The sequence below is a fragment of the Yokenella regensburgei genome (genome assembly GCF_003634235.1).
Taxonomy (GTDB): Bacteria; Pseudomonadota; Gammaproteobacteria; order Enterobacterales; family Enterobacteriaceae; genus Yokenella; species Yokenella regensburgei.
Genome location: NZ_RBIZ01000005.1, coordinates 476,408 through 501,364, shown reverse-complemented (window position 1 = coordinate 501,364; position 24,957 = coordinate 476,408). Strand labels below are relative to the sequence as shown.

The window sequence follows — 24,957 nt, the reverse complement described above, 5'->3', positions numbered from 1 at the left end:
AAGACGGCTGAAATGTCCACATTGATTCTTTGCACGACATCACACTTTGCTACGCCATAGCCATTTAGTCCATAAGATTAGCGGTTCCAGCCTGACCCTTTTTAACAGCGATATCTACTGTTTCCCCATGACCTTTCTTGCATGGAGTAACACGATGGCAATAGCAATTGGCCTCGATTTTGGCAGCGATTCTGTCCGCGCACTGGCGGTGGATTGCGCCGATGGCCGCGAAATCGCCACCAGCGTCGAATGGTATCCGCGCTGGCTGGAAGGACGCTTTTGCGACGCGCCGCACAACCAGTTTCGCCACCACCCGCTTGATTACATCGAAGCGATGGAAAGCGCGTTAAAAAGCGTGCTGGCGGAGCTTGGCGAAGCGCGGTGTGCGCAGGTGGTAGGGATTGGTGTAGACAGCACCGGTTCAACGCCCGCCCCGATTGACGCGCAGGGCAACGTTTTGGCTCTGCGCCCGGAATTCGCTGATAACCCCAATGCCATGTTCGTGTTGTGGAAAGATCACACCGCGGTGGAAGAAGCCGAAGCCATCACCCACCTGTGCCATCAGCCGGGCAATATCGATTACTCGCGCTATATCGGCGGAGTCTACTCCAGCGAATGGTTCTGGGCCAAGATCCTTCATGTTACTCGTGAAGACCGACGTGTGGCGCAGGCCGCCGCCTCGTGGGTGGAGCTGTGCGACTGGGTTCCGGCTCTGCTTTCCGGCACGACCGCCCCGGCATCACTTCGCCGGGGTCGCTGCAGCGCGGGGCATAAGTCGCTGTGGCACGAAAGCTGGGGAGGACTGCCGCCTGCCAGCTTCTTCGACGCGCTGGATCCGATTCTGAATCAGCACCTTGAATACCCGCTTTTTACCGATACTTTTACCGCCGACCTTCCGGTAGGGACGCTGTGCGCCGAGTGGGCCAGTCGCCTGGGGCTTGCACAGAGCGTAGTGATTTCCGGCGGCGCATTTGACTGCCACATGGGTGCCGTTGGCGCGGGCGCAAAGCCGAATACTCTGGTGAAAGTCATTGGCACTTCTACCTGCGATATTCTGATTGCCGACCAACAGAGCGTGGGCGATCGCGCGGTGAAAGGGATTTGCGGCCAGGTCGACGGCAGCGTCGTCCCGGATTTCATTGGAATGGAAGCCGGGCAATCTGCCTTCGGTGATATCTACGCCTGGTTTGGCCGTATTCTCGGTTGGCCGCTTGAACAACTGGCACAACAGCACCCGGAACTCAAAGACCAGCTCCAGACGGCCCAGAAACAGCTGCTTTCAAACCTCACCGACGCCTGGGCGAAAAACCCGTCGCTGGAGCATCTGCCGGTGATCCTCGACTGGTTTAATGGCCGCCGAACGCCGGACGCCAACCAGCGTCTGAAAGGCGTCATTACCGATCTGAATCTGGCGACGGACGCCCCGGCGCTGTTCGGTGGGCTGATTGCCGCCACCGCCTTTGGTGCTCGTGCCATTATGGAGTGTTTCACCACCCAGGGGATCCCGGTCAACAACGTCATGGCCCTCGGCGGCATCGCGCGCAAAAACCCGGTGGTGATGCAGGTGTGCTGCGACGTTTTAAATCGCCCGCTGCAGATAATCGCCTCTGACCAGTGCTGCGCGCTGGGCGCCGCTATCTTCGCCGCCACCGCTGCGGGCGAATTCACCGATATTCCTGCTGCACAGCAGCGGATGGCGAGCAATGTCGAAGTGACGTTGCATCCGCGAGCGCAGCAGGCTCAACGCTTCGAGCAACTGTATCAACGCTATCGCCAGTGGGCCACCAGTGCGGAACAGCACTATCTCGCGAAACCCACAGTTTCTCAGCCAGCTCTGACTCATTAAGGACACCAGAATGAAGATTTTTAATCAGTATGAAGTGTGGTTTGTCATCGGCAGCCAGCATCTGTACGGCAGCGAAACGCTACGTCAGGTGACTCAGCACGCCGAGCACGTGGTCAATGCACTGAATGCCGAAGCCGGGCTCCCTTGCCGTCTGGTGCTGAAACCACTCGGCACCACGCCGGATGAAATCACTCGTATCTGCCGCGATGCCAACTACGACGACAAATGCGCCGGGCTGGTGGTGTGGTTGCACACCTTCTCTCCGGCCAAAATGTGGATTAACGGCCTGACCATACTGAATAAACCGCTACTCCAGTTCCATACCCAGTTCAATGCCGCGCTGCCGTGGGACAGCATTGATATGGACTTCATGAACCTGAACCAGACCGCACACGGTGGCCGCGAGTTTGGCTTTATCGGCGCCCGCATGCGCCAGAACCACAGCGTGGTTACCGGGCACTGGCAGGATAAGCACGCGCACCAGCGTATCGGATCATGGATGCGCCAGGCCGTCTCAAAGCAGGATACCCGCCAGCTGAAAGTGGTTCGCTTCGGCGACAACATGCGTGAAGTGGCGGTGACCGACGGCGATAAAGTGGCTGCGCAGATCAAGTTTGGTTTTAGCGTGAATACCTGGGCGGTCGGCGATTTAGTGCAGGTAGTGAACGCGGTCAGCGACGGAGATATCAGTGCGCTGGTTGATGAATATGAAAGCTGCTATCGGCTGACCCCTGTCGCACAGGTGAACGGCGACAAACGCCAGAACGTCCTTGATGCCGCCCGCATTGAGCTTGGCATGAAGCAGTTTCTTGAGCAGGGCGGGTTTCATGCTTTCACCACCACCTTCGAAGACTTACATGGTCTGAAGCAGTTGCCGGGTCTTGCGGTTCAGCGCCTGATGCAACAGGGCTACGGCTTCGCCGGTGAAGGCGACTGGAAAACCGCCGCGCTGCTGCGCATCATGAAGGTCATGAGTACCGGTCTTAGCGGCGGAACCTCTTTTATGGAGGATTACACCTATCACTTCGACAATGGCAACGATCTGGTGCTGGGTTCACACATGCTGGAGGTCTGTCCAGGCATCGCAACCGATGAAAAACCAATTCTCGATGTTCAGCCACTCGGCATTGGCGGCAAAGCCGATCCTGCCCGCCTTATTTTCAACACCCGTACCGGCCCGGCGATTGTCGCGAGCCTTATCGATCTCGGCGATCGTTTCCGCCTGCTGGTGAACACCATTGAAACCGTGAACACGCCGCACGATCTGCCGAAACTGCCGGTGGCCAACGCGCTGTGGAAAGCACAACCGGATCTGCAGACCGCCTCAGAAGCGTGGATCATCGCCGGTGGCGCACACCATACCGTGTTCAGCCATGCGTTGACGCTTGACGACATGCGCCAGTTCTCCGAGCTGCACGGCATCGAGCTGACGGTCATTGATAACGACACCCGCCTGCCAGCGTTCAAAGACGCGCTGCGCTGGAACGAAGTGTATTACGGCCGTCAGCGTTAACCGTCTTGCCCGGTGCGCTTCGCTTACCGGGCCTACATTGTGGCGTAGGCCGGATAAGCAACGCGCATCCGGCATAAGGGAGAGCACTATGCTCAATACACTCAAACAGCAGGTACTGGACGCCAATCTGGCCCTGCCGCGGCACCATCTGGTCACTCTGACCTGGGGCAACGTCAGCGCGGTCGATCGCGAGCATGGCGTGCTGGTGATAAAACCGTCCGGTGTCGACTACAGCGTGATGACACCTGCCGATATGGTGGTGGTCAGCCTTGAAACCGGTGAGGTGATTGAAGGGAATAAAAAGCCGTCGTCAGACATGCCGACCCACCGTTTACTGTATCAGGCGTTTCCATCGATTGGCGGGATCGTGCATACCCATTCCCGGCACGCTACCATCTGGGCGCAGGCGGGGCAGGCGATCCCGGCAACCGGTACCACGCATGCCGACTATTTTTATGGTGCGATCCCCTGCACGCGAAAAATGAGTGAGCAGGAGATTAACGGCGAATACGAATGGGAGACCGGCCGGGTAATCGTCGAAACCTTCCGACAGCAGCACCTCGACGCACAGCAAATGCCCGGCGTGCTGGTGCACTCTCACGGCCCCTTCACGTGGGGCAAAAACGCCGAAGAGGCGGTGCACAACGCCATCGTGCTGGAAGAGATCGCCTACATGGGCATTTTCTGCCGCCAGCTGGCGCCGAAATTACCCGATATGCAGCAAACTCTGCTGGATAAACACTACCTGCGTAAACACGGGGCGAAAGCGTACTACGGGCAGTAATTACTGTACAAAACCTCAGTAAACGAACTAAAACCAGGCTATACTAACGCCTGGTTTTATTTTGTGAGAATGCAGCGTGGTGCAGGCGCAAGAAGGCTTTTTACTCACCCGTCACTGGCGGGATACTCCTCAGGGCACGGAGGTCTCCTTTTGGCTGGCGACTGACGCTGGTCCGCTGCACGTCACCCTACCTCCGCAGGAATCCGTCGCCTTTATCCCAGCGCAATTTATCGATACCGTTACCACGCTCCTCAAACGTGAAAACGGCTGGCGACTGACGCCGCTTGCCCTAAAGGATTTCCATCGCCAGCCCGTCCAGGGGCTTTACTGCCGATCGCACCGCCAGCTGATGCGGCTGGAAAAGATGCTGCGGGAAAACGGCGTCACGGTCTACGAGGCCGATATCCGCCCCCCCGAGCGCTTCCTGATGGAGCGTTTTATTACCGCCCCGGTATGGGTTGAAGGCACTTCTCAGGGCAATGCGCTGGTTAACGCACGCATGAAAGCGAGCCCACACTATCGCCCTGCGCTCAAATGGGTGTCTCTCGATATCGAAACCACCCGACATGGTGAGCTGTATTGTATTGGTCTTGAGGGCTGCGGCCAGCGCATTGTCTATATGCTTGGTCCGGAAAACGGCGACGCCACCGGACTCGATTTTCAGCTTGAGTACGTCAACAGTCGCCCGCAGCTGCTGGAAAAACTGAACGACTGGTTTGCCGAGCACGATCCGGATGTAGTCATCGGCTGGAACCTGGTGCAGTTTGATTTGCGAGTGTTACAAAAACACGCCGAGCGCTATCGTATTCCGCTGATGCTTGGGCGCGGCAACCGCGAGATCGAGTGGCGCGAGCACGGCTTTAAAAACGGTGTGTTCTTCGCCCAGGCTGACGGACGGCTTATCATCGACGGCATTGAGGCACTAAAATCCGCATTCTGGAGCTTCAGTTCCTTTTCGCTCGAAGCCGTCTCACAGGAGCTGCTCGGCGAAGGAAAGTCTATTGATAATCCCTGGGATCGGATGGACGAAATTGACCGTCGGTTCGCAGAAGATAAGCCCGCACTTGCCACCTATAACCTCAAAGACTGCGAACTGGTAACGCGCATTTTCCATAAAACGGAAATCATGCCATTTCTGCTGGAGCGCGCCACCGTCAACGGCCTGCCAGCCGACCGCCACGGCGGCTCCGTGGCCTCTTTCAGCCATCTCTATTTCCCACGAATGCACCGGCTGGGTTATGTTGCTCCCAACCTCGGAGAAGTGCCTCCGCAGGCAAGCCCCGGCGGCTATGTGATGGATTCGCAGCCCGGTCTGTATGACTCGGTACTGGTGCTGGACTACAAAAGCCTGTACCCCTCGATCATTCGTACCTTCCTGATCGATCCGGTAGGCCTGGTGGAGGGAATGGCGCAGCCTGAAGCGGAACACAGTACCCCGGGGTTTCTCGGAGCGTGGTTCTCACGCGAAAAGCACTGTCTACCGGAGATCGTAAGCCAGATCTGGCACGGTCGCGACGAAGCCAAAGCGCACAAAAACAAGCCGCTATCGCAGGCGCTGAAGATCATCATGAACGCCTTTTATGGTGTACTCGGTACCAGCGCCTGCCGCTTTTTCGATCCCCGTCTCGCGTCTTCGATAACGATGCGAGGCCACGCGATCATGCGCCAGACCAAAGCGCTTATCGAAGCGCAAGGCTATGACGTTATCTATGGCGATACCGACTCCACCTTCGTCTGGCTCAAGCGGGCGCACAGCGAAGAGGAGGCGGCGCAGATTGGCGCGCAACTGGTGCAGCACGTCAACGCCTGGTGGGCGGAAACCCTGCAAGCGGAAAACCTCAGCAGCGCGCTGGAGCTCGAGTATGAAACCCATTTCTGTCGTTTTCTGATGCCAACCATTCGCGGAATGGAAACCGGCAGCAAAAAGCGCTACGCCGGCATGATTCAGGAGGGCACCAGCCAGAGGATGGTATTTAAAGGTCTGGAGACGGTGCGCACCGACTGGACGCCGCTGGCGCAGCAGTTTCAGCAATCACTGTATCTGCGTATTTTTCGTCACGAGCCGTACCGTGAGTACATTCTGGAAACTATTGATAAACTGATGGCCGGCGAGCTGGATGAACAACTGGTATACCGCAAGCAGCTACGGCGTCCGCTGGAAGAGTATCAGCGGAACGTGCCGCCGCACGTGCGCGCCGCGAGACTTGCCGACGAGCATAACGCCCGGCTGGGACGCCCGCTACAGTACCAACGCCGCGGCAGTATCAAATACATCTGGACCACCGGCGGCCCCGAGCCTCTGGCCTATCAGCAATCTCCGCTCGACTACGAACACTATCTGGAAAAACAACTGGCTCCGGTAGCCGATGGAATTCTCCCCTTCGTTGATGACGATTTTGCTACAATACTGACAGGGCAAATGGGGCTATTTTGATACGTGACGAATAACGCGGCTTCCAGTACCATAGCGCCCTTTCCATTCCTGGACCCAATTTTGACTCACCGCCACACTCGCTGGTGGTGATGAATTATTGCCTGCAATTTATAGAGACAGAGCCGAACAACTATGCCTTTTACACTTGGTCAACGCTGGATCAGCGATACAGAGAGCGAACTGGGATTAGGAACCGTGGTAGCGCTTGATGCGCGTATGGTTACCCTACTTTTCCCGGCGACAGGTGAGAACCGTCTGTACGCACGCAACGACTCCCCAATCACCCGCGTGATGTTTAATCCGGGCGACACCGTCACCAGCCACGACGGCTGGCAGCTCCGCGTTGATGAAGTCCTTGAAGAAAATGGCCTGTTTGCCTATACCGGCACCCGTCTGGACACCGAAGAAGAAAACGTCACCCTGCGTGAAGTACTGCTCGACAGCAAGCTGGTGTTCAGCAAGCCGCAGGACCGTCTGTTCGCCGGGCAGATTGACCGTATGGACCGCTTTGCACTGCGCTATCGCGCACGTAAGTACCAGAGTGAGCAGTACCGCATGCTGTGGAGCGGCCTGCGCGGCCAGCGTACCTCTCTTATTCCGCACCAGCTGCATATTGCGCACGACGTAGGCCGTCGCCACGCCCCGCGCGTACTGTTGGCGGATGAAGTTGGCCTCGGGAAAACCATCGAAGCCGGGATGATCCTGCACCAGCAGTTATTGTCCGGCGCCGCCGAGCGCGTACTGATCATCGTTCCGGAAACGCTGCAGCACCAGTGGCTGGTAGAAATGCTGCGCCGCTTCAACCTGCGCTTTGCGCTGTTCGATGATGAACGTTACGCCGAAGCCCAGCACGACGCCTATAACCCGTTCGAAACCGAACAACTGGTACTGTGCTCACTGGATTTCGTGCGCCGCAATAAAGAGCGCCTGACACACCTGTGCGATGCTGAATGGGATCTGATGGTCGTCGATGAAGCCCATCACCTGGTCTGGAGCGAGGACGCCCCTAGCCGCGAATACATGGCTATCGAACAGCTCGCCGAGCGCGTACCCGGCGTTCTGCTGCTGACGGCAACGCCGGAACAGCTGGGCATGGAGAGCCATTTTGCCCGTCTGCGTTTGCTGGATCCGAACCGCTTCCATGATTTCGAGCAGTTTGTTGAAGAGCAGCAAAACTACCGCCCGGTTGCCGACGCTGTCGCCCTGCTGCTGGCCGGTACCCGTCTGGGGAACGAACAGCTCAATACCCTTGGTGAGCTGATTGGCGAGCAGGATATTGAACCGCTGCTGCAGGCGGCAAACAGCGATAGCGACGATGCTGAAGCGGCGCGTCAGGAGCTTATTGCCATGCTGATGGACCGCCACGGCACCAGCCGTGTGCTGTTCCGTAACACCCGTAACGGCGTGAAAGGCTTCCCGAAACGCGAACTGCACACCATCAAACTGCCTCTGCCGACTCAGTATCAAACCGCCATTAAGGTTTCCGGTATTATGGGGGCGCGTAAGAGCGCCGAAGAACGTGCTCGCGATATGCTCTACCCGGAGCAAATTTATCAGGAATTTGAAGGCGAAACGGGTACCTGGTGGAACTTCGATCCGCGCGTGGAATGGCTGATGGGCTATCTGACCAGCCACCGTTCGCAAAAAGTACTGGTTATCTGTGCAAAAGCAACCACTGCGCTGCAGCTGGAGCAGGTTCTGCGCGAACGTGAAGGTATTCGTGCCGCCGTGTTCCATGAAGGCATGTCTATCATCGAGCGTGACCGCGCTGCTGCCTGGTTCGGTGAAGAAGATACCGGTGCTCAGGTGCTGCTGTGTTCTGAAATCGGTTCTGAAGGCCGTAACTTCCAGTTTGCCAGCCATCTGGTGATGTTCGATCTGCCGTTCAACCCGGACCTGCTGGAGCAGCGCATCGGGCGACTGGACCGTATTGGTCAGGCGCACGACATTCAGATCCACGTACCGTATCTGGAAAAAACGGCGCAGTCGGTGCTGGTACGCTGGTATCACGAAGGTCTCGATGCCTTTGAGCACACCTGCCCGACCGGGCGCACCATTTACGACAGCGTCTATAGCCAACTGATTAACTACCTTGCCGCGCCGGAAACCACCGAAGGATTTGATGAGCTCATCAAATCCTGCCGCGAACAGCACGATGCGCTGAAAGCTCAGCTTGAGCAGGGTCGTGACCGTCTGCTGGAAATCCACTCCAACGGTGGCGAAAAAGCGCAGGCGCTTGCACAAACCATCGAAGAGCAGGATGACGAGACCAGTCTTATCGCGTTTGCGATGAACTTGTTCGATATCGTTGGTATTAACCAGGACGATCGCGGGGAAAACCTGATTGTGCTGACGCCGTCCGATCACATGCTGGTTCCGGATTTCCCAGGGCTGCCAGAAGACGGTTGTACCATCACCTTTGAGCGTGATGTGGCGCTTTCTCGCGAAGACGCCCAGTTCATTACCTGGGAACATCCGCTTATTCGTAACGGACTCGACCTGATCCTCTCCGGCGATACCGGCAGCAGTACAATTTCTCTGTTGAAAAACAAAGCGCTGCCGGTAGGCACCCTGCTGCTGGAACTGATTTATGTCGTCGAAGCCCAGGCGCCGAAACAGCTGCAGCTTAACCGCTTCCTGCCGGCGACTCCGGTACGTATGCTGCTCGACAAAAACGGTAACAACCTCGCAGGCCAGGTAGAGTTTGAGAGCTTCAACCGTCAGCTGAGTGCCGTGAACCGCCACACCGGAAGTAAGCTGGTGAACGCGGTCCAGCAGGATGTTCACGCCATTCTCCAGTTGGGTGAAGCTCAGGTAGAGAAAGCGGCGCAGGCGCTTATTGAGGCTGCTCGTCGTGAAGCTGACGATAAGCTCAGCGCAGAGCTGTCACGCCTGGAAGCGCTGAAAGCCGTCAACCCGAACATTCGTGATGACGAACTGGCAGCTATTGAAAGCAACCGTCAGCAGGTAATGGAAAGCCTGGCAGAGGCGGGATGGCGTCTGGATGCACTGCGTCTTATCGTCGTCACTCACCAGTAACAGGAGTCCCTGATGGGAATGGAAAACTACCATCCGCCGCAGGATCCGTGGTTGGTTGTCCTCTACCAGGACGAGCATATTATGGTGGTCAACAAGCCGAGCGGCTTGTTGTCCGTGCCTGGTCGCCAGCCCGAGCACAAAGACAGCATCATGACCCGCATCCAGCGTGATTTTCCGCAGGCGGAGTCGGTGCATCGTCTGGATATGGCGACCAGCGGTGTGATTGTAGTGGCCCTGAATAAGGCGGCTGAGCGCGAGCTTAAGCGCCAGTTTCGCGAGCGCGAGCCGAAAAAACAGTACGTGGCACGCATCTGGGGACATCCGGAAAAAGCACAAGGAATGGTGGATTTGCCGCTGATTTGCGACTGGCCGAACCGGCCAAAGCAGAAAGTTTGCTATGAAACCGGAAAAGCGGCGCAGACCGAATATGAAGTGGTTGAGTTTGCGGAAGATAACACCGCCCGGGTGGTGTTAAAACCGATCACCGGGCGTTCTCATCAGCTGCGTGTTCATATGCTGGCGTTAGGCCATCCGATTCTGGGGGATCGCTTTTATGCTTCCCCGGAAGCGCTGGCGATGGCTCCGCGCCTGCTACTGCATGCTGAAATGCTAACGATTACTCATCCGGTCTACGGCAACAGCATGACGTTTAAAGCACCGGTCGATTTTTAAATCGTGCGCACGATGCCGGATAAGCAAAGCGTATCCGGCAACAAGCTAAAAAAATTATTTAAATCCTTTCTGCTCTTTAATCAGCTCGTAAGCTTTCTGAATTTCCTGCGCTTTTTGCTTCGCCATCTCCATCATTTCCGGCGGCAAACCTTTCGCGACCAGCTTATCCGGATGGTGCTCCGCCATCAGCTTACGATAGGCGCGCTTGATGGTGGTGCTGTCATCTGACGATTTCACACCCAGTACGTTACAGGCATCTTCGAGCGTTGGCCCACGCTGAGCCTGTTGCCATCCGCCGCCCTGAGACTGCTGCTGATAGCCACCGCCAAACTGTGCGCCACCCTGCATCATGCGCAGGAACATTTCAAACTGCTGACGCGAAATACCCAGCTCATCGGCAATAACAAACAGCACTTCACGTTCATTAGGATGCAAACTACCGTCGGCAAAGGCCGCCTGAATCTGAATTTCCAGAAACATCCGAATTAAATCAAAGCGTCCAAAACAGACGCTACGCAGCTGACGCATTTTTTCGCGCAGCGGATAGTTGTCGGATTTGCCTACACGAAACGCCTCTTGCGCGGCGGCGCGGGAATCGCCATGCAGATTCATGCGATCCATCAGCTGAGTCGCAATATGGATATCTGCTTCAGTGACGCGGCCTTTTGATTTGGTTAAATGCCCCATCACTTCGAAGGTGGTCGCGAAAAACAGCGACTGTCGCTGCTGTTGATTCACAAAGCCATGCAGCCTGCGCGCGCGAGCCTGATCGAACAAATGACCAACGATAAGCCCCAGCACAACGCCCCAAAAGCCACCGCCCATCATCAGCGCAATAGCGACACCAATCACTTTACCCCAATACTGCATATACTCCCCAAATCGTCCAATTCGTCATGCCAGCGGCTAAAATATGCATTATCATACTCGTCATTCTGCACCGTGCCTAACACCACTGGTGCTAAACGGGAATATACTCGAATGATTCGAGCGGCAATGACGAGGATTAAGACTAGCGTGTTGATGTTGAGTACGTTAGTCTCTGACCGTTTGCCAGCAATGCTTGCCATAGATGACGGAACAACAAATACAACGTATGAAAAAACGTATCCCCACCCTCCTGGCCACGATGATAGCCAGCGCCCTGTACAGCCAGCAAAGCCTGGCCGCCGATCTTGCATCGCAATGTATGCTGGGCGTTCCGAGCTATAACCGTCCTCTGGTGCAGGGCGACACGAATAACCTGCCAGTCACTATTAATGCCGATCATGCGAAAGGGGACTACCCGGATAACGCTATTTTCACCGGCAATGTGGATATTAATCAGGCGAACAGCCGACTGCAGGCCGATGAAGTGCAACTGCATCAGAAACAGGCTGAAGGACAGGTGGAGCCCGTACGTACGGTCGATGCGCTCGGCAATGTACACTACGATGACGAGCAGGTAATCCTGAAAGGTCCGAAAGGCTGGTCGAATTTAAATACCAAAGATACCAACGTCTGGAAAGGGGATTACCAGATGGTGGGACGTCAGGGCCGCGGTACGGCGGATCTGATGAAACAGCGTGGTGAGAACCGCTACACCATTCTGGATAACGGTACCTTTACTTCCTGTCTGCCGGGTTCGAATACCTGGAGCGTTGTCGGCAGCGAAGTCATTCATGACCGTGAAGAACAGGTGGCAGAAATCTGGAACGCCCGCTTTAAGCTCGGCCCGGTGCCCGTGTTCTACAGCCCGTATTTGCAGTTGCCGGTGGGCGATAAGCGCCGCTCCGGTTTCCTTATTCCGAACGCGAAGTACAGCACCACTAACTATTTCGAATTCTACCTGCCGTACTACTGGAACATCGCACCGAACTTCGATGCCACCATTACCCCGCACTACATGCATAAGCGTGGCGGCGTGATGTGGGAGAACGAATTCCGCTACCTGACCAAAGCAGGAATGGGTACCGTTGAATTCGACTATCTGCCTACCGATCAGGTCTATAAAGACGAAAATCCGAATGTAGATAACAGCCGCCGCTGGTTGTTCTACTGGAACCATAACGGCGTGGTCGATCAGGTCTGGCGTTTCAACGCCGACTACACAAAAGTCAGCGACCCTAACTACTTCAACGATTTCAGCTCTAAATACGGTTCCAGTACCGATGGCTACGCCACGCAGAAATTCAGCGTCGGCTATTTCGTCGATAACTTTGACGCCACGCTTTCCACCAAGCAGTTCCAGGTGTTTAACACCAACGGCAACAACTCTTATGCCGCCGAACCGCAGCTGGACATGAACTTCTATCAAAATGACGTCGGTCCGTTTGATACCCGCGTTTATGCGCAGGCGGTGAAGTTTGTCGGTACCAACAGCACCGCGCCGGAAGCGACGCGACTGCATATTGAGCCAACCATCAACCTGCCGTTATCTAACGGCTGGGGCAGCATCAATACCGAAGCCAAGCTGATGGCCACCCATTATCAGCAGACTAATCTCGACAGCTATAACGCCGCCAACCCAAATGCGCAGCTGGATGATACCGTTAACCGCTTCCTGCCGCAGTTCAAAGTCGACGGTAAGATGGTCTTCGAACGCAATGTCGACTGGTATGAGGGTTACACCCAGACGCTGGAACCGCGCGTACAGTACCTCTACGTCCCGTACAAGGACCAGAGCAACATCAACATGTACGACTCAACGTTGCTGCAGTCTGACTACAGCGGCCTGTTCCGCGATCGCGCCTACGGCGGTCTGGACCGTATCGCTTCCGCAAACCAGGTGACCACCGGTGTCACCACGCGTATTTATGATGAAAACGCCACGGAACGTTTTAACGTTTCTGTGGGTCAAATCTACTACTTCACCCAAGCGCGCACCGGAGATAACAATACCTTTAACGATAACGACCAGACCGGTTCCGTTGTCTGGGCAGGCGACACCTACTGGCGCATCTCCGATCGCTGGGGTCTGCGCAGCGGTGTGCAGTACGACACCCGCCTGGATAATATCGCTAACAGTACTTCCAGCATCGAGTACCGCCGCGACGCGGATCGGATGATCCAGTTGAGCTACCGTTACGCCAGCCCGGAGTATATTCAGGCGACGTTGCCGAACAATACGTCTTCCGAGGATTACTGGAAATCTCCGCAGTTTAAAAACGGGATTTCGCAGGTCGGGATGGCGGCAAGCTGGCCTATCGTTGATCGCTGGTCCATCGTCGGTGCCTACTACTTCGACACCAACGAGAACAAACCTGCCGACCAGATGCTCGGTCTGCAGTACAACTCCTGTTGTTATGCGCTGCGCGTCGGCTACGAACGCAAGCTCAACGGCTGGGATTCGCAGAACAACCAGGGCAAGTACGACAACGTGATTGGTTTCAACGTCGAACTGCGCGGTCTGAGTTCCAACTACGGACTCGGCACCCAGCAGATGCTGCGTTCGAACATTCTGCCGTATCAAAGCTCTTTGTAACGTAACAGACTTGAACCCGCCGGACTGGCGGATAATTGAAATGGAAAAAGTATGAAGAACTGGAAAACGCTGCTTCTCGGTCTCGCCATGATTGCGAATACCAGCTTCGCGGCCCCGCAGGTTGTCGATAAGGTAGCAGCCGTCGTTAATAACGGCGTTGTTCTGCAAAGTGACGTCGATGGTCTGATGCAGTCAGTTAAACTGAACGCAGGCCAGGCCGGGCAACAGCTGCCCGATGACGCCACGCTGCGTCATCAGATCCTTGAGCGTCTGATCATGGATCAAATCGTTCTGCAGATGGGTCAGAAAATGGGTGTGAAGGTCACTGACGAGCAGCTCGATCAGGCCATTGCCAATATTGCCAAGCAGAACAACATGAGCATGGATCAGATGCGCAGCCGTCTGGCCTACGATGGGCTCAATTACAACACCTATCGTAACCAGATCCGCAAAGAGATGATCATCTCAGAAGTACGTAACAATGAAGTGCGCCGCCGCGTTACCGTTCTGCCACAGGAAGTCGACGCTTTGGCAAAACAGATTGGCAACCAGAATGATGCCAGCACCGAATTGAATCTGAGCCACATCCTGATCCCACTGCCGGAAAACCCAACGTCCGATCAGGTGAGCGAAGCTGAGAGCCAGGCGCGCAGCATTGTTGACCAGGCGAACAAAGGTGCCGACTTTGGCAAGCTGGCTATCTCCTACTCTGCTGACCAGCAGGCGCTGAAAGGCGGACAGATGGGCTGGGGACGTATTCAGGAACTGCCTTCTATTTTCGCTCAGGCATTAAGCACTGCGAAGAAAGGCGATGTGGTTGGCCCTATCCGTTCCGGTGTCGGTTTCCATATTCTGAAAGTGAACGATATGCGTGGCCAGTCACAGGGCGTGAAGGTGACCGAGGTTCATGCTCGTCATATTCTGCTGAAGCCATCGCCTATCATGAGCGACGATCAAGCCCGCGCGAAGCTTGAACAGATCGCGGCAGACATCAAGAGCGGCAAAACCACCTTTGAGAAAGCAGCCAAAGAGTTTTCTCAGGATCCAGGTAATGCTAACCAGGGTGGCGATTTAGGCTGGAACTCCCCGAGCATGTACGACCCGGCATTCGCCGATGCGCTGATGAAACTCAGCAAAGGTCAGGTTAGTGCTCCGGTTCACTCCTCCTTTGGCTGGCACCTGATCCAGATGCTGGATACGCGCAACGTTGATAAAACCGACGCCGCCCAGAAAGACCGGGCTTACCGTATGCTGATGAACCGTAAATTTGCGGAAGAAGCAGCCACCTGGATGCAAGAACAGCGCGCCAGCGCTTATGTGAAAATTCTGAGCAACTAATGACTCATCGTGTCGTTATCACTCCCGGCGAACCCGCCGGGATTGGTCCAGACCTCGTCGTCCAGCTCGCCCAGCGCGAGTGGCCGATGGAGTTGGTGATATGTGCCGACAGCGATTTACTCACAGACCGGGCGGCAACGCTCGGTTTGCCGTTAACGCTCCTGCCCTATCAACCTGACCAACCCCCGGTTCCCCAGCGCGCCGGTACTCTGACGCTGCTGCCCGTTGCTTTACACGCTCCTGCCGAACCAGGCAGACTCAATGTGCTGAACGGTCCTTATGTGGTTGAAACCTTAGCTCGCGCCTGCGACGGTTCCGTTAACGGCGAATTTGCAGCCCTCATTACTGGCCCTGTGCACAAAGGTATCATCAACGATGCCGGCATCGCCTTTACCGGCCATACCGAATTCTTTGAAGAGCGCTCGCGGGCAAGCAAAGTGGTGATGATGCTGGCAACGGAAGAGCTTCGGGTGGCGCTGGCTACAACGCATTTGCCGCTGAAAGCCATCAGCGATGCGATTACGCCCGATCTGTTGCGCGAAGTGATTACCATCCTGCACGATGATCTGCAGAACAAGTTCGGTATCAAAAACCCACACGTGCTGGTCTGCGGCCTGAATCCGCATGCCGGTGAAGGTGGGCACATGGGAACGGAAGAGATAGACACCATCATCCCGGTGCTGGAAGAGATGCGTGGAAAAGGTATGAATCTGAGCGGACCGCTGCCGGCGGATACTCTGTTCCAGCCCAAATATCTCGACCATGCCGACGCCGTGCTCGCAATGTACCACGATCAGGGTCTGCCCGTGCTAAAATACCAGGGCTTTGGCCGTGGCGTGAATATCACACTCGGTCTACCCTTTATTCGAACCTCTGTCGATCACGGAACTGCGCTCGATCTCGCAGGCACCGGAACCGCAGAGGTCGGCAGTTTTATTACGGCGCTTAATCTCGCCATCAAAATGATTGTTAACTCTAAATGAATAATCGAGTCCATCAGGGCCACTTAGCCCGTAAACGTTTCGGGCAGAACTTCCTCAACGATCAGTTTGTGATCGAAAGTATCGTCTCGGCCATCAATCCGCAAAAAGGTCAGGCTATGGTCGAAATCGGCCCTGGTCTGGCAGCACTGACGGAACCCGTTGGTGAACGCCTCGATAAACTCACCGTTATCGAGCTGGACCGCGACCTGGCGGCACGCTTACAAACCCATCCGTTCCTTGGCCCGAAGCTGACAATTTATCAGCAGGACGCCATGACCATGGACTTCGGCAAACTGTCTGAAGAGTTGGGCCAGCCGCTGCGCGTCTTCGGCAACCTGCCTTACAACATCTCTACCCCGTTGATGTTCCACCTGTTCACCTATACCAGCGCCATTGCCGACATGCATTTCATGTTGCAAAAAGAGGTGGTGAATCGTCTGGTTGCAGGACCGAATAGTAAAGCGTATGGTCGATTAAGCGTCATGGCGCAGTATTATTGCCAGATTATCCCGGTACTGGAAGTACCGCCAGGCGCATTTACGCCGCCGCCAAAAGTGGATTCTGCCGTTGTCCGCCTGGTGCCGCACGCGGTACCGCCGAACCCGGTGAAGAATATTCGTGCGCTCAGCCGCATTACCACTGAGGCATTTAACCAGCGTCGTAAAACTATTCGCAACAGCCTGGGTAACGTGTTCAGCGTCGAGGTGCTCAACGAGCTGGGTATCGATCCGGCACTGCGCGCCGAGAACATTTCTGTCGCCCAGTACTGCCAGTTGGCAAACTGGTTGACGGACAATGCGCCCCAGAAGGAGAGCTAAAGTATGATCGATTCGCCCCGTGTGTGTGTTCAGGTGCAAAGCGTCTACATCGCATCCCAATCATCCCCGGATGATGAGCGTTATGTCTTTGCGTATACCGTTACCATTCGCAACCTGGGGCGTTCGAGCGTACAGCTGCAGGGCCGTTACTGGCGTATCACTAACGGCCATGGGCGTGATACCGAAGTTCAGGGTGAAGGTGTTGTGGGTGAACAGCCACACATCGCCCCCGGCGAAGAATTCCAGTACACCAGCGGCGCGGTTATCGAGACGCCGTTGGGTACCATGCAGGGCCATTATGTGATGGTCGATTTTCATGGGGAGCAATTCTTAGTCGATATCCCCGTTTTCAGTCTGGCTGTACCTGGGCAAATTCACTAATACATGTCTACATATCTCATTGGCGACGTCCACGGTTGCTACGATGAACTGGTCGCGCTGCTCAGGCAGGTCGATTTCGCCCCTGAGCGCGACACGCTCTGGCTCACAGGCGATCTGGTTGCACGTGGCCCGGGCTCACTGGAAGTACTGCGCTTTGTAAAATCACTTGGCGACTGCGTGCGCCTGGTGCTCGGCAACCACGATTTGCACCTGCTGGCGGTCTTCGCGGGCATCAGCCGCAACAAGCCAAAAGACCGGCTGACCCCGCTTCTGGAAGCACCGGATGCCGACGAACTTATCAACTGGCTGCGCCGCCAGCCGCTGCTGCAGATTGATGAAGAGAAGAAACTGGTGATGGCGCATGCCGGCATCACGCCGCAGTGGGATCTGGCTACCGCAAAACAGTGTGCCCGCGATGTCGAAGCGGTACTGAGCAGCGACTCTTATCCGTTCTTCCTCGACGCCATGTATGGTGATATGCCGAATAACTGGTCCCTGGACCTGAGCGGACTGTCGCGTCTGAGATTTATCACCAATGCCTTCACGCGTATGCGCTACTGCTTCCCGAACGGCCAGCTGGATATGTACAGCAAAGAATCCCCGGATAGCGTCCCCGCGCCGTTAAAACCCTGGTTTGATCTGTCTGGACCGGTGACCGACGAGTATAGCGTCGCCTTTGGCCACTGGGCATCTCTGGAAGGTAAAGGCACACCGGAGGGCATTTATGCTCTGGATACCGGTTGCTGCTGGGGCGGGGTGCTGACCTGTCTGCGCTGGGAAGATAAAGCGTACTTTATTCAGCCTTCTAACCGCCATCTGGATCTGGGTGAAGAAGAAGCGGTTGCCTCCTGACAGCGCCTTCCTACTGGCGAAAAAAAAGCCCCTTCTCGGGGCTTTTTTATTAACGACGTTCTAAGATCTCGAAACAGTAGCTGTGCGAGTTCTGTCCGTCAGCATCGTGAAACTCGCTGAAGGTGGATTCCCAGTGGTCAGGATCGTAATCCGGGAAATGGGTATCACCCTCGACTTCCGCATCAATGTGCGTCAGGTACAGGCGCTGCGCTTTTGGCAGGAACTGTTCGTAAACACGACCACCGCCAATCACCATAATTTCTTCCACGTTGCCACAGGCGGCAATCGCTTCATCAACCGATTTTACCCACTGCACACGATCGTCAGTACCAGGCTGGCTGCTGATCACGATATTCTTACGCCCAGGCAACGGGCGACCGATGGATTCCCAGGTCAGACGACCCATTACCACTGGCTTATTTAACGTATTGCGTTTAAACCAGGCGAGATCGGCAGGCAGGTTCCACGGCATAGCGTTTTCCATGCCAATGACACGATCTACCGCTAACGCCGCAATCAAACTGATCATTGAATATTTCCCGGATGCAAAAAATTGTCGCCACTATACGGAAAGCGTAATCTTTCGTCGACTGGCGGTAGAGTAAAGAAAGCGAAAAATTTCCGAATTGCTGGCGAGTCCACGTCCCTGCGATGGACTGCCAGCATTACAGTGGTTATGAAACAAAACGTTAGCCGTAAAGTTTGCGTAACGTCACATTTTGTCTCAGGCGGTTGGTTTACTTTCCGGCTCATCATTGACGTCGCCGGTATGCTTACCTTCTTCCGTTCCCTGCCAGCCGTGGCGCTGGATCAAAGACAGATGATTACGGTCTTCGTTGATGATCCCGGTGAGCATGGTACTCGTCCGTTTGTATACCGCGGCAAACGAGGCATCGTCTTCTTCCGCCATATCCACCATCTCTTCCACCATCTGGATATTAAAGCGGCGGAACAGGTCGGCTCGCTCGCGCGCCTCATAGGCACCCAGACCAAGAGCCTCCAGAACCATACGCCCGGTTTTCAGCGCCCCTTCGAAGGTTTCACGCTCCGGTGCTTCAACCCCTGCCTGACGCAGCTGAATGTAATGATCGACATCGCGGGCGCGAGAAATAATGCGCAGCGACGGGAAGTGCTCTTTTACCAGCTCGGTCAACTGCATGCTGGCCTGCGGGTCGTCGATGGCGTTGATAATCACCTCCGCCTTTGCCGCTCCCGCTGACTCAAGCAGATCCACTCGTGTGGCATCGCCATAGAACACTTTCATTTCAAATTTGCGCAGGGTTTCCACATGGTCCGGATCGTGATCGAGGATAACCATTTTAACGCCGCTTGAGAGCAGCAGACGCCCGGCAATCTGCCCAAAACGTCCGAAACCGGCAATGATGACGCGCGGTTGCTCTTCGTCGATTTCATCCGCTTCGCGTTCATCGCCAGCGGTTTTCTCAAAGCGGCTTAACAGAACCAGCAGAACCGGCGTCGCCGCCATCGACAGTGCCACCGTCAGGGTCAGTGCCTTCGCCCATTCTGGATCGAGCACGTCAGCCATCTGCGCAGCACCAAATACCACAAAGGCGAACTCACTCCCCTGCCCTAACAGAGCGGCAAACCAGCGACGCTGCGCCTTAGGCACTCCCAGCGGGCGGGCAACCAGCCACAGCATGATAAGCTTGATGGCAAGGAACCCGGCCAGCAAAATCAGGATCCGCAGCGGATGCGTCATCAGGGTGCCAAAGTCCACCGACATTCCGACGCCGATGAAGAACAACCCCAGCAGCAGCCCTTTAAACGGTTCGATATCGCTTTCCAGCGCATGACGGTATTCGGAGCTCGCCAGCAATACTCCGGCGAGAAACGCCCCCATCGCCATCGACAATCCGACTTCTTCCAGCAACAGCCCAAAACCAAACACGAGGAACAGTGCCACGGCGCTGAATACTTCACGCAGCCCCGAACGCGCGACAAAACGCAGAACCGGGCGTGTCACATAGCGCCCGAGCAGCACGACCAGCACCAGTGCGCCCGCCACTTTCAAGGCCGAAAGTGCAAACGCGCCAAGCGTTGTGGAAGCACCGCTGGCCGCCAGCAGTGGGATCATCGCCACCAGCGGGATCGCGGCGATATCCTGAAACAGCAACACCGCAAATGCACTGCGCCCCATCGTGGACAGCGTTAGGTTGCGTTCATTCATTGCCTGCATGGCGATCGCCGTTGATGACAGCGCAAGCGTCATACCGATGAGCTCCGCCACCTTCCAGTCGAGCCCCAGCAGAATACAGAATCCACCGATCAGCACGCCGCAGGCCACCATTTGCAATGCCCCGCCGCCAAATACCGATGCGCGCAGCTTCCACAGCCGCTGCGGATCCAGCTCGAGGCCAATCACGAACAGCATCAGCACCACGCCGATTTCAGCGAAGTGGAGGATGGACTCAGCATCGGTCACCAGCCGTAGCCCCCACGGGCCAATAATACAGCCGGCAATCAGGTAACCGAGCACTGAGCCAAGACCAAGACGTACAGCAATCGGCACAATCAGCGCCGCAGAACCAAGGTAAATCAACGCCTGTATGAGCGTATGGCTATCCATGATGCGCCTCCTGCCACTCTATCAACCGCTGTTTATAGTGCCGCGCCTGCGCCTGCAGCGTTTCATCATCACAGATAAACGTACAATGCATCGCAAACGGCGGTAACCACTTCAGACCGCAGTAAAGCGCGGTGGCCTGCAGAGGCTGAGAAAGAACGTCAAACCCTGGGTGAGAACCGATATCGAAATGGCTTTCGCCACCGCCGGTAGTCACCGCCCACATCAGGCTTTTGCCATTCAGCGCCTTTCCGCCATGGCCATAAGCCCAGCCGTGCGACAGCACTTTATCCATCCACAGTTTGAGAAGAGGTGGGACGCTGTACCACTGCATTGGATGTTGCCAGACGATGAGGTCAGCGCGGGAGAGCGCTTCCTGCTCGGCGGCGATATCTATATTGAAATCGGGATAGAGGTGATAAAGGGAGCGGATCTCAACGTCGTCGAGTTCCCTTGCCTGCTCAATCATCCGTTTATTCGCATGCGAGTGATGCGGATACGGATGTGCATAAATAATCAAAATCATCTGTTAGCCTGCCTGCACTTCCTGTTGTTATCCGCAAAGTGTAGTCAGAATGCGGGCAGGCTAACAGTGAATCTTTGTGATCAAGCTGGTTGATAAAATTGAACTAGTTGTCCAGCTCCCCCATCGATTTCACCTGATCGCGGTTAATCTGCTCCGTTTTTCCGGTTTCCGCATTTTTGTAGGACACAAGGCCAGTATCACTATCTACCTGTGGTTTGCCGTCGGTCACGATGGTTCTACCGTCGGTGGTTTTCACCGCCTGGTTAGAAGAGCAGCCCGCAACCATAAAGAGGGATGCTGCGGCAAAGACGGAGGCTGTCAGAAGCGTGTTACGCATAGTGTTCTCCCTGTTTTCAGTGAAAATCATTATCAGTCTAACGATTTTAGGCTAACGGACTGACAGGAGATGGAGAACCAGAACACTCTGAAGTCGCTAAAAAGACGTAGGCCCGGTAAGCATATCGCCACCGGGCCTACGAGATTACGAGAGGATGAGGATTATTTGCTAATCTTCGCGTGCATCTCCTGCACCGAAGTCACCTTCTCAGTCGCATCCGCATTCAGCGCCATGGCTGTTGCGAAACCGCCGTTCAGGGTGGTGTCGTAGTGCACTTTGTACTGCAGCGCGCTGCGGCGAATCAGCTTGGAGTCTTCAATCGCCTGGCGACCTGCGGTGGTGTTGATGATGTAGGTGTACTCGCCATTCTTAATACGGTCCTGAATGTGCGGACGGCCTTCATGCACCTTGTTCACCAGGCGTGGGTTGATACCGGCTTCGCCCAGCACAATCGCGGTACCGTGGGTGGCATCCAGCTCGAAGCCCTGTTTCAGCAGCTTGGCGGCTAAATCCACCACACGTGCCTTATCGCCTTCACGTACCGACAGCAGCGCACGACCATTACGCTTCATCGTAGAGTTACTGCCGAGCTGCGCTTTGGCAAACGCTTCCGCGAAGGTGCGGCCGACGCCCATCACTTCCCCGGTAGAGCGCATTTCTGGCCCTAACAGCGGGTCAACGCCCGGGAATTTGTTGAACGGCAGCACCACTTCTTTCACCGAGTAGTACGGCGGGATAATTTCTTTGGTAACACCCTGCTGGCTCAGCGTCTGGCCGACCATCACGCGCGCGGCCACTTTTGCAAGCGGTACGCCGGTCGCTTTAGAGACAAACGGGACGGTACGTGCAGCACGCGGGTTCACTTCAATCAGGTAAACTTCGTTGTCTTTCACCGCGAACTGAACGTTCATCAGACCACGAACCTGCAGTTCGAAGGCCAGTTTCTGCACCTGCTGGCGCATCACATCCTGAATTTCCTGGCTCAGCGTATAGGCTGGCAGAGAACAAGCGGAGTCACCGGAGTGAACGCCTGCCTGCTCGATGTGCTCCATAATGCCACCAATCAGCACCATTTCGCCGTCACAGATGGCATCCACGTCCACTTCCACCGCGTCGTCGAGGAAGCGGTCGAGCAGCACTGGCGCATCGTTAGAAACGCTGACTGCAGTCTGGAAATAGCGCTTAAGGTCGGCTTCGTCATAGACGATTTCCATCGCGCGGCCACCCAGAACGTAGGACGGGCGCACTACCAGCGGGTAGCCAATCTCTTTTGCCTTCTCAACGGCCTGTTCGATAGCGGTCACAGTGGCGTTTGCTGGCTGCTTCAGCTTCAGACGGTCAACCGCATGCTGGAAGCGCTCGCGGTCTTCGGCACGGTCAATGGCGTCCGGGCTGGTACCGATAACCGGTACACCGGCCGCTTCAAGCGCACGCGCCAGCTTCAGCGGAGTCTGGCCACCGTACTGCACGATAACGCCCTTCGGCTTCTCGATGCGCACGATTTCCAGCACGTCTTCCAGCGTTACCGGCTCAAAGTACAGGCGGTCGGAGGTGTCGTAGTCGGTAGAAACGGTTTCCGGGTTACAGTTGACCATAATGGTCTCGTAACCGTCTTCACGCAGCGCCAGCGAGGCGTGAACGCAGCAGTAGTCGAACTCAATGCCCTGACCGATACGGTTCGGGCCGCCGCCGAGGACCATCACTTTATCGCGGTCAACGGACGGGTTCGCTTCACACTCATCTTCATAAGTGGAGTACATGTAGGCGGTGTCGGTAGCAAATTCAGCCGCACAGGTATCCACGCGCTTATAGACCGGGTGCAGGTTGTACTGGTCACGCAGTTTACGGATTTCTGCTTCGCGAACCCCGGCCAGTTTTGCCAGACGCGCATCGGCGAAGCCTTTACGCTTAAGCGTGCGCAGGAAATCGGCGTCGAGGCCGGTGATACCGATTTCAGCCACCTGCTCTTCCAGGCGCACCAGCTCTTCAATCTGTACCAGGAACCAGCGGTCGATGTTGGTCAGGTTAAATACGCCATCGACGGACAGGCCCGCACGGAACGCATCGGCGATATACCAGATACGCTCGGCGCCAGCGTCCTTCAGCTCGCGGCGGATTTTGGTCAGCGCTTCCGGGTCTTCAAGGCTCACTTTCGGGTCGAAACCGGTAGCACCGACTTCGAGGCCACGCAGCGCTTTCTGCATGGATTCCTGCTGGGTGCGGCCAATGGCCATCACTTCACCAACCGATTTCATCTGGGTGGTCAGACGGTCGTTAGCACCGGCAAATTTTTCGAAGTTGAAGCGTGGGATTTTAGTCACGACGTAGTCGATAGACGGTTCGAAGGAAGCCGGAGTGCGGCCGCCGGTGATGTCGTTCATCAGCTCATCAAGGGTGTAACCCACCGCCAGCTTGGCGGCGACTTTAGCAATCGGGAAGCCGGTTGCTTTCGAGGCCAGCGCCGAAGAGCGGGACACGCGCGGGTTCATTTCGATAACAATCAGTCGACCGTTTTTCGGGTTTACCGCGAACTGAACGTTAGAGCCGCCGGTTTCCACACCGATCTCACGCAGCACCGCCATCGAGGCGTTACGCATGATTTGGTATTCTTTATCGGTCAGGGTCTGCGCTGGTGCAACGGTGATGGAGTCACCGGTGTGAATGCCCATGGCGTCGAAGTTTTCGATGGAGCAGACGATGATGCAGTTGTCGTTCTTATCACGCACCACTTCCATCTCGTACTCTTTCCAGCCGATCAGCGACTCATCAATCAGCAGCTCGTTGGTGGGAGAGAGATCCAGACCGCGTTCGCAAATCTCTTCGAACTCTTCGCGGTTATAGGCAATACCGCCACCGGTGCCACCCATGGTGAAGGATGGGCGGATAATGCACGGATAACCGACATCAGCCGCAACCGCCAGGGCCTCTTCCATCGTATGAGCGATGCCAGAGCGTGCAGTGTCGAGGCCAATTTTCTTCATCGCCACGTCGAAACGGCGGCGGTCTTCGGCTTTATCGATGGCATCAGCAGTGGCGCCAATCATGGTGACGCCAAACTCAGCTAGCACCCCCTGACGCTCCAGTTCGAGCGCACAGTTCAGCGCCGTCTGGCCGCCCATAGTCGGCAGGACCGCATCCGGACGCTCTTTTTCAATAATCTTACGCACGACTTCCCAGTGAATCGGCTCGATGTAGGTCGCATCAGCCATTTCCGGGTCAGTCATGATGGTTGCCGGGTTGGAGTTCACCAGAACAACGCGGTAACCCTCTTCGCGCAGGGCTTTACACGCCTGGGCGCCGGAGTAGTCGAATTCGCAGGCCTGGCCGATAACAATCGGGCCAGCGCCGAGGATCAGGATGCTTTTAATATCTGTACGTTTTGGCATG

Annotated in this window: 18 protein-coding genes; 12 read left to right on the top strand and 6 right to left on the bottom strand. The window is 55.9% G+C overall.

Features of this window, described 5'->3' with window-relative positions; genetic code table 11:
• Positions 1-154 precede the first annotated feature (154 nt).
• The 6 genes from araB to rluA all read left to right on the top strand — a co-directional run bounded on the left by araB (position 155) and on the right by rluA (position 10,288).
• Positions 155-1,846, top strand: coding sequence for a ribulokinase (gene araB, locus C7387_RS17430; RefSeq protein ID WP_120817181.1), 1,692 nt, complete (start codon positions 155-157; stop codon positions 1,844-1,846).
• Positions 1,847-1,856: 10 nt separating this feature from the next.
• Positions 1,857-3,359 (top strand): L-arabinose isomerase, encoded by a 1,503-nt coding sequence (gene araA / locus C7387_RS17425; protein WP_120817180.1) that lies wholly within the window; start codon positions 1,857-1,859, stop codon positions 3,357-3,359.
• Between the two features lie 88 nt (positions 3,360-3,447).
• Positions 3,448-4,143, top strand: a complete 696-nt coding sequence (gene araD / locus C7387_RS17420) for an L-ribulose-5-phosphate 4-epimerase (RefSeq protein WP_120817179.1) — start codon at positions 3,448-3,450, stop codon at positions 4,141-4,143.
• A gap of 76 nt (positions 4,144-4,219) precedes the next feature.
• On the top strand, positions 4,220-6,577 hold the full coding sequence (gene polB, locus C7387_RS17415) for a DNA polymerase II (protein WP_134436977.1): 2,358 nt from the start codon (positions 4,220-4,222) through the stop codon (positions 6,575-6,577).
• A gap of 132 nt (positions 6,578-6,709) precedes the next feature.
• Positions 6,710-9,616, top strand: a complete 2,907-nt coding sequence (rapA, locus tag C7387_RS17410; RefSeq protein WP_120817178.1) for an RNA polymerase-associated protein RapA — start codon at positions 6,710-6,712, stop codon at positions 9,614-9,616.
• Between the two features lie 12 nt (positions 9,617-9,628).
• Positions 9,629-10,288 carry a bifunctional tRNA pseudouridine(32) synthase/23S rRNA pseudouridine(746) synthase RluA gene (rluA, locus tag C7387_RS17405; RefSeq protein ID WP_120817177.1) on the top strand — a complete coding sequence of 220 codons (660 nt, stop codon included), beginning with the start codon at positions 9,629-9,631 and terminating at the stop codon, positions 10,286-10,288.
• A 54-nt stretch (positions 10,289-10,342) separates the two neighbouring features.
• Here the strand turns inward: rluA and djlA are convergent, their stop codons facing one another.
• Positions 10,343-11,158: a co-chaperone DjlA gene (gene djlA / locus C7387_RS17400; protein WP_006817106.1), complete on the bottom strand. Its 816-nt coding sequence runs from the start codon at positions 11,156-11,158 to the stop codon at positions 10,343-10,345.
• A gap of 226 nt (positions 11,159-11,384) precedes the next feature.
• On the opposite strand from djlA, the gene lptD reads away from it, so the two are divergent.
• Genes lptD through apaH form a run of 6 tightly spaced genes read left to right on the top strand, consistent with a single transcriptional unit; the run spans position 11,385 to position 18,123 of the window.
• Positions 11,385-13,751 carry an LPS assembly protein LptD gene (gene lptD, locus C7387_RS17395; protein WP_120817176.1) on the top strand — a complete coding sequence of 789 codons (2,367 nt, stop codon included), beginning with the start codon at positions 11,385-11,387 and terminating at the stop codon, positions 13,749-13,751.
• 51 nt (positions 13,752-13,802) lie between these two features.
• On the top strand, positions 13,803-15,089 hold the full coding sequence (gene surA / locus C7387_RS17390; protein WP_006817104.1) for a peptidylprolyl isomerase SurA: 1,287 nt from the start codon (positions 13,803-13,805) through the stop codon (positions 15,087-15,089).
• The gene (gene pdxA, locus C7387_RS17385) at positions 15,089-16,072 is read left to right on the top strand and encodes a 4-hydroxythreonine-4-phosphate dehydrogenase PdxA (RefSeq protein WP_120817175.1); all 984 of its coding nucleotides are present in this window, start codon (positions 15,089-15,091) and stop codon (positions 16,070-16,072) included. Before surA ends, pdxA begins: the two co-directional genes overlap by 1 nt.
• Positions 16,069-16,890, top strand: a complete 822-nt coding sequence (gene rsmA, locus C7387_RS17380; RefSeq protein WP_120817174.1) for a 16S rRNA (adenine(1518)-N(6)/adenine(1519)-N(6))-dimethyltransferase RsmA — start codon at positions 16,069-16,071, stop codon at positions 16,888-16,890. Before pdxA ends, rsmA begins: the two co-directional genes overlap by 4 nt.
• A gap of 3 nt (positions 16,891-16,893) precedes the next feature.
• Positions 16,894-17,271: a Co2+/Mg2+ efflux protein ApaG gene (gene apaG, locus C7387_RS17375; RefSeq protein WP_038252184.1), complete on the top strand. Its 378-nt coding sequence runs from the start codon at positions 16,894-16,896 to the stop codon at positions 17,269-17,271.
• Positions 17,272-17,274: 3 nt separating this feature from the next.
• The gene (gene apaH, locus C7387_RS17370; RefSeq protein ID WP_038252186.1) at positions 17,275-18,123 is read left to right on the top strand and encodes a bis(5'-nucleosyl)-tetraphosphatase (symmetrical) ApaH; all 849 of its coding nucleotides are present in this window, start codon (positions 17,275-17,277) and stop codon (positions 18,121-18,123) included.
• 49 nt (positions 18,124-18,172) lie between these two features.
• On the opposite strand, the gene folA is transcribed toward apaH, so the two are convergent.
• From folA to carB, 5 genes are all read right to left on the bottom strand, one after another.
• Complete coding sequence (gene folA, locus C7387_RS17365) at positions 18,173-18,652, bottom strand: type 3 dihydrofolate reductase (RefSeq protein ID WP_006817099.1); 480 nt, start codon at positions 18,650-18,652, stop codon at positions 18,173-18,175.
• A 195-nt stretch (positions 18,653-18,847) separates the two neighbouring features.
• Positions 18,848-20,710: a glutathione-regulated potassium-efflux system protein KefC gene (gene kefC, locus C7387_RS17355; RefSeq protein ID WP_038252188.1), complete on the bottom strand. Its 1,863-nt coding sequence runs from the start codon at positions 20,708-20,710 to the stop codon at positions 18,848-18,850.
• Positions 20,703-21,233, bottom strand: a complete 531-nt coding sequence (gene kefF / locus C7387_RS17350) for a glutathione-regulated potassium-efflux system oxidoreductase KefF (RefSeq protein ID WP_038252196.1) — start codon at positions 21,231-21,233, stop codon at positions 20,703-20,705. The genes kefC and kefF overlap by 8 nt, the downstream gene beginning before the upstream one ends.
• A 103-nt stretch (positions 21,234-21,336) precedes the next feature.
• Complete coding sequence (locus C7387_RS17345) at positions 21,337-21,570, bottom strand: YgdI/YgdR family lipoprotein (protein WP_038252199.1); 234 nt, start codon at positions 21,568-21,570, stop codon at positions 21,337-21,339.
• Positions 21,571-21,731: 161 nt separating this feature from the next.
• Positions 21,732-24,956, bottom strand: a complete 3,225-nt coding sequence (gene carB, locus C7387_RS17340) for a carbamoyl-phosphate synthase large subunit (protein ID WP_038252201.1) — start codon at positions 24,954-24,956, stop codon at positions 21,732-21,734.
• Position 24,957: the final 1 nt, after the last annotated feature.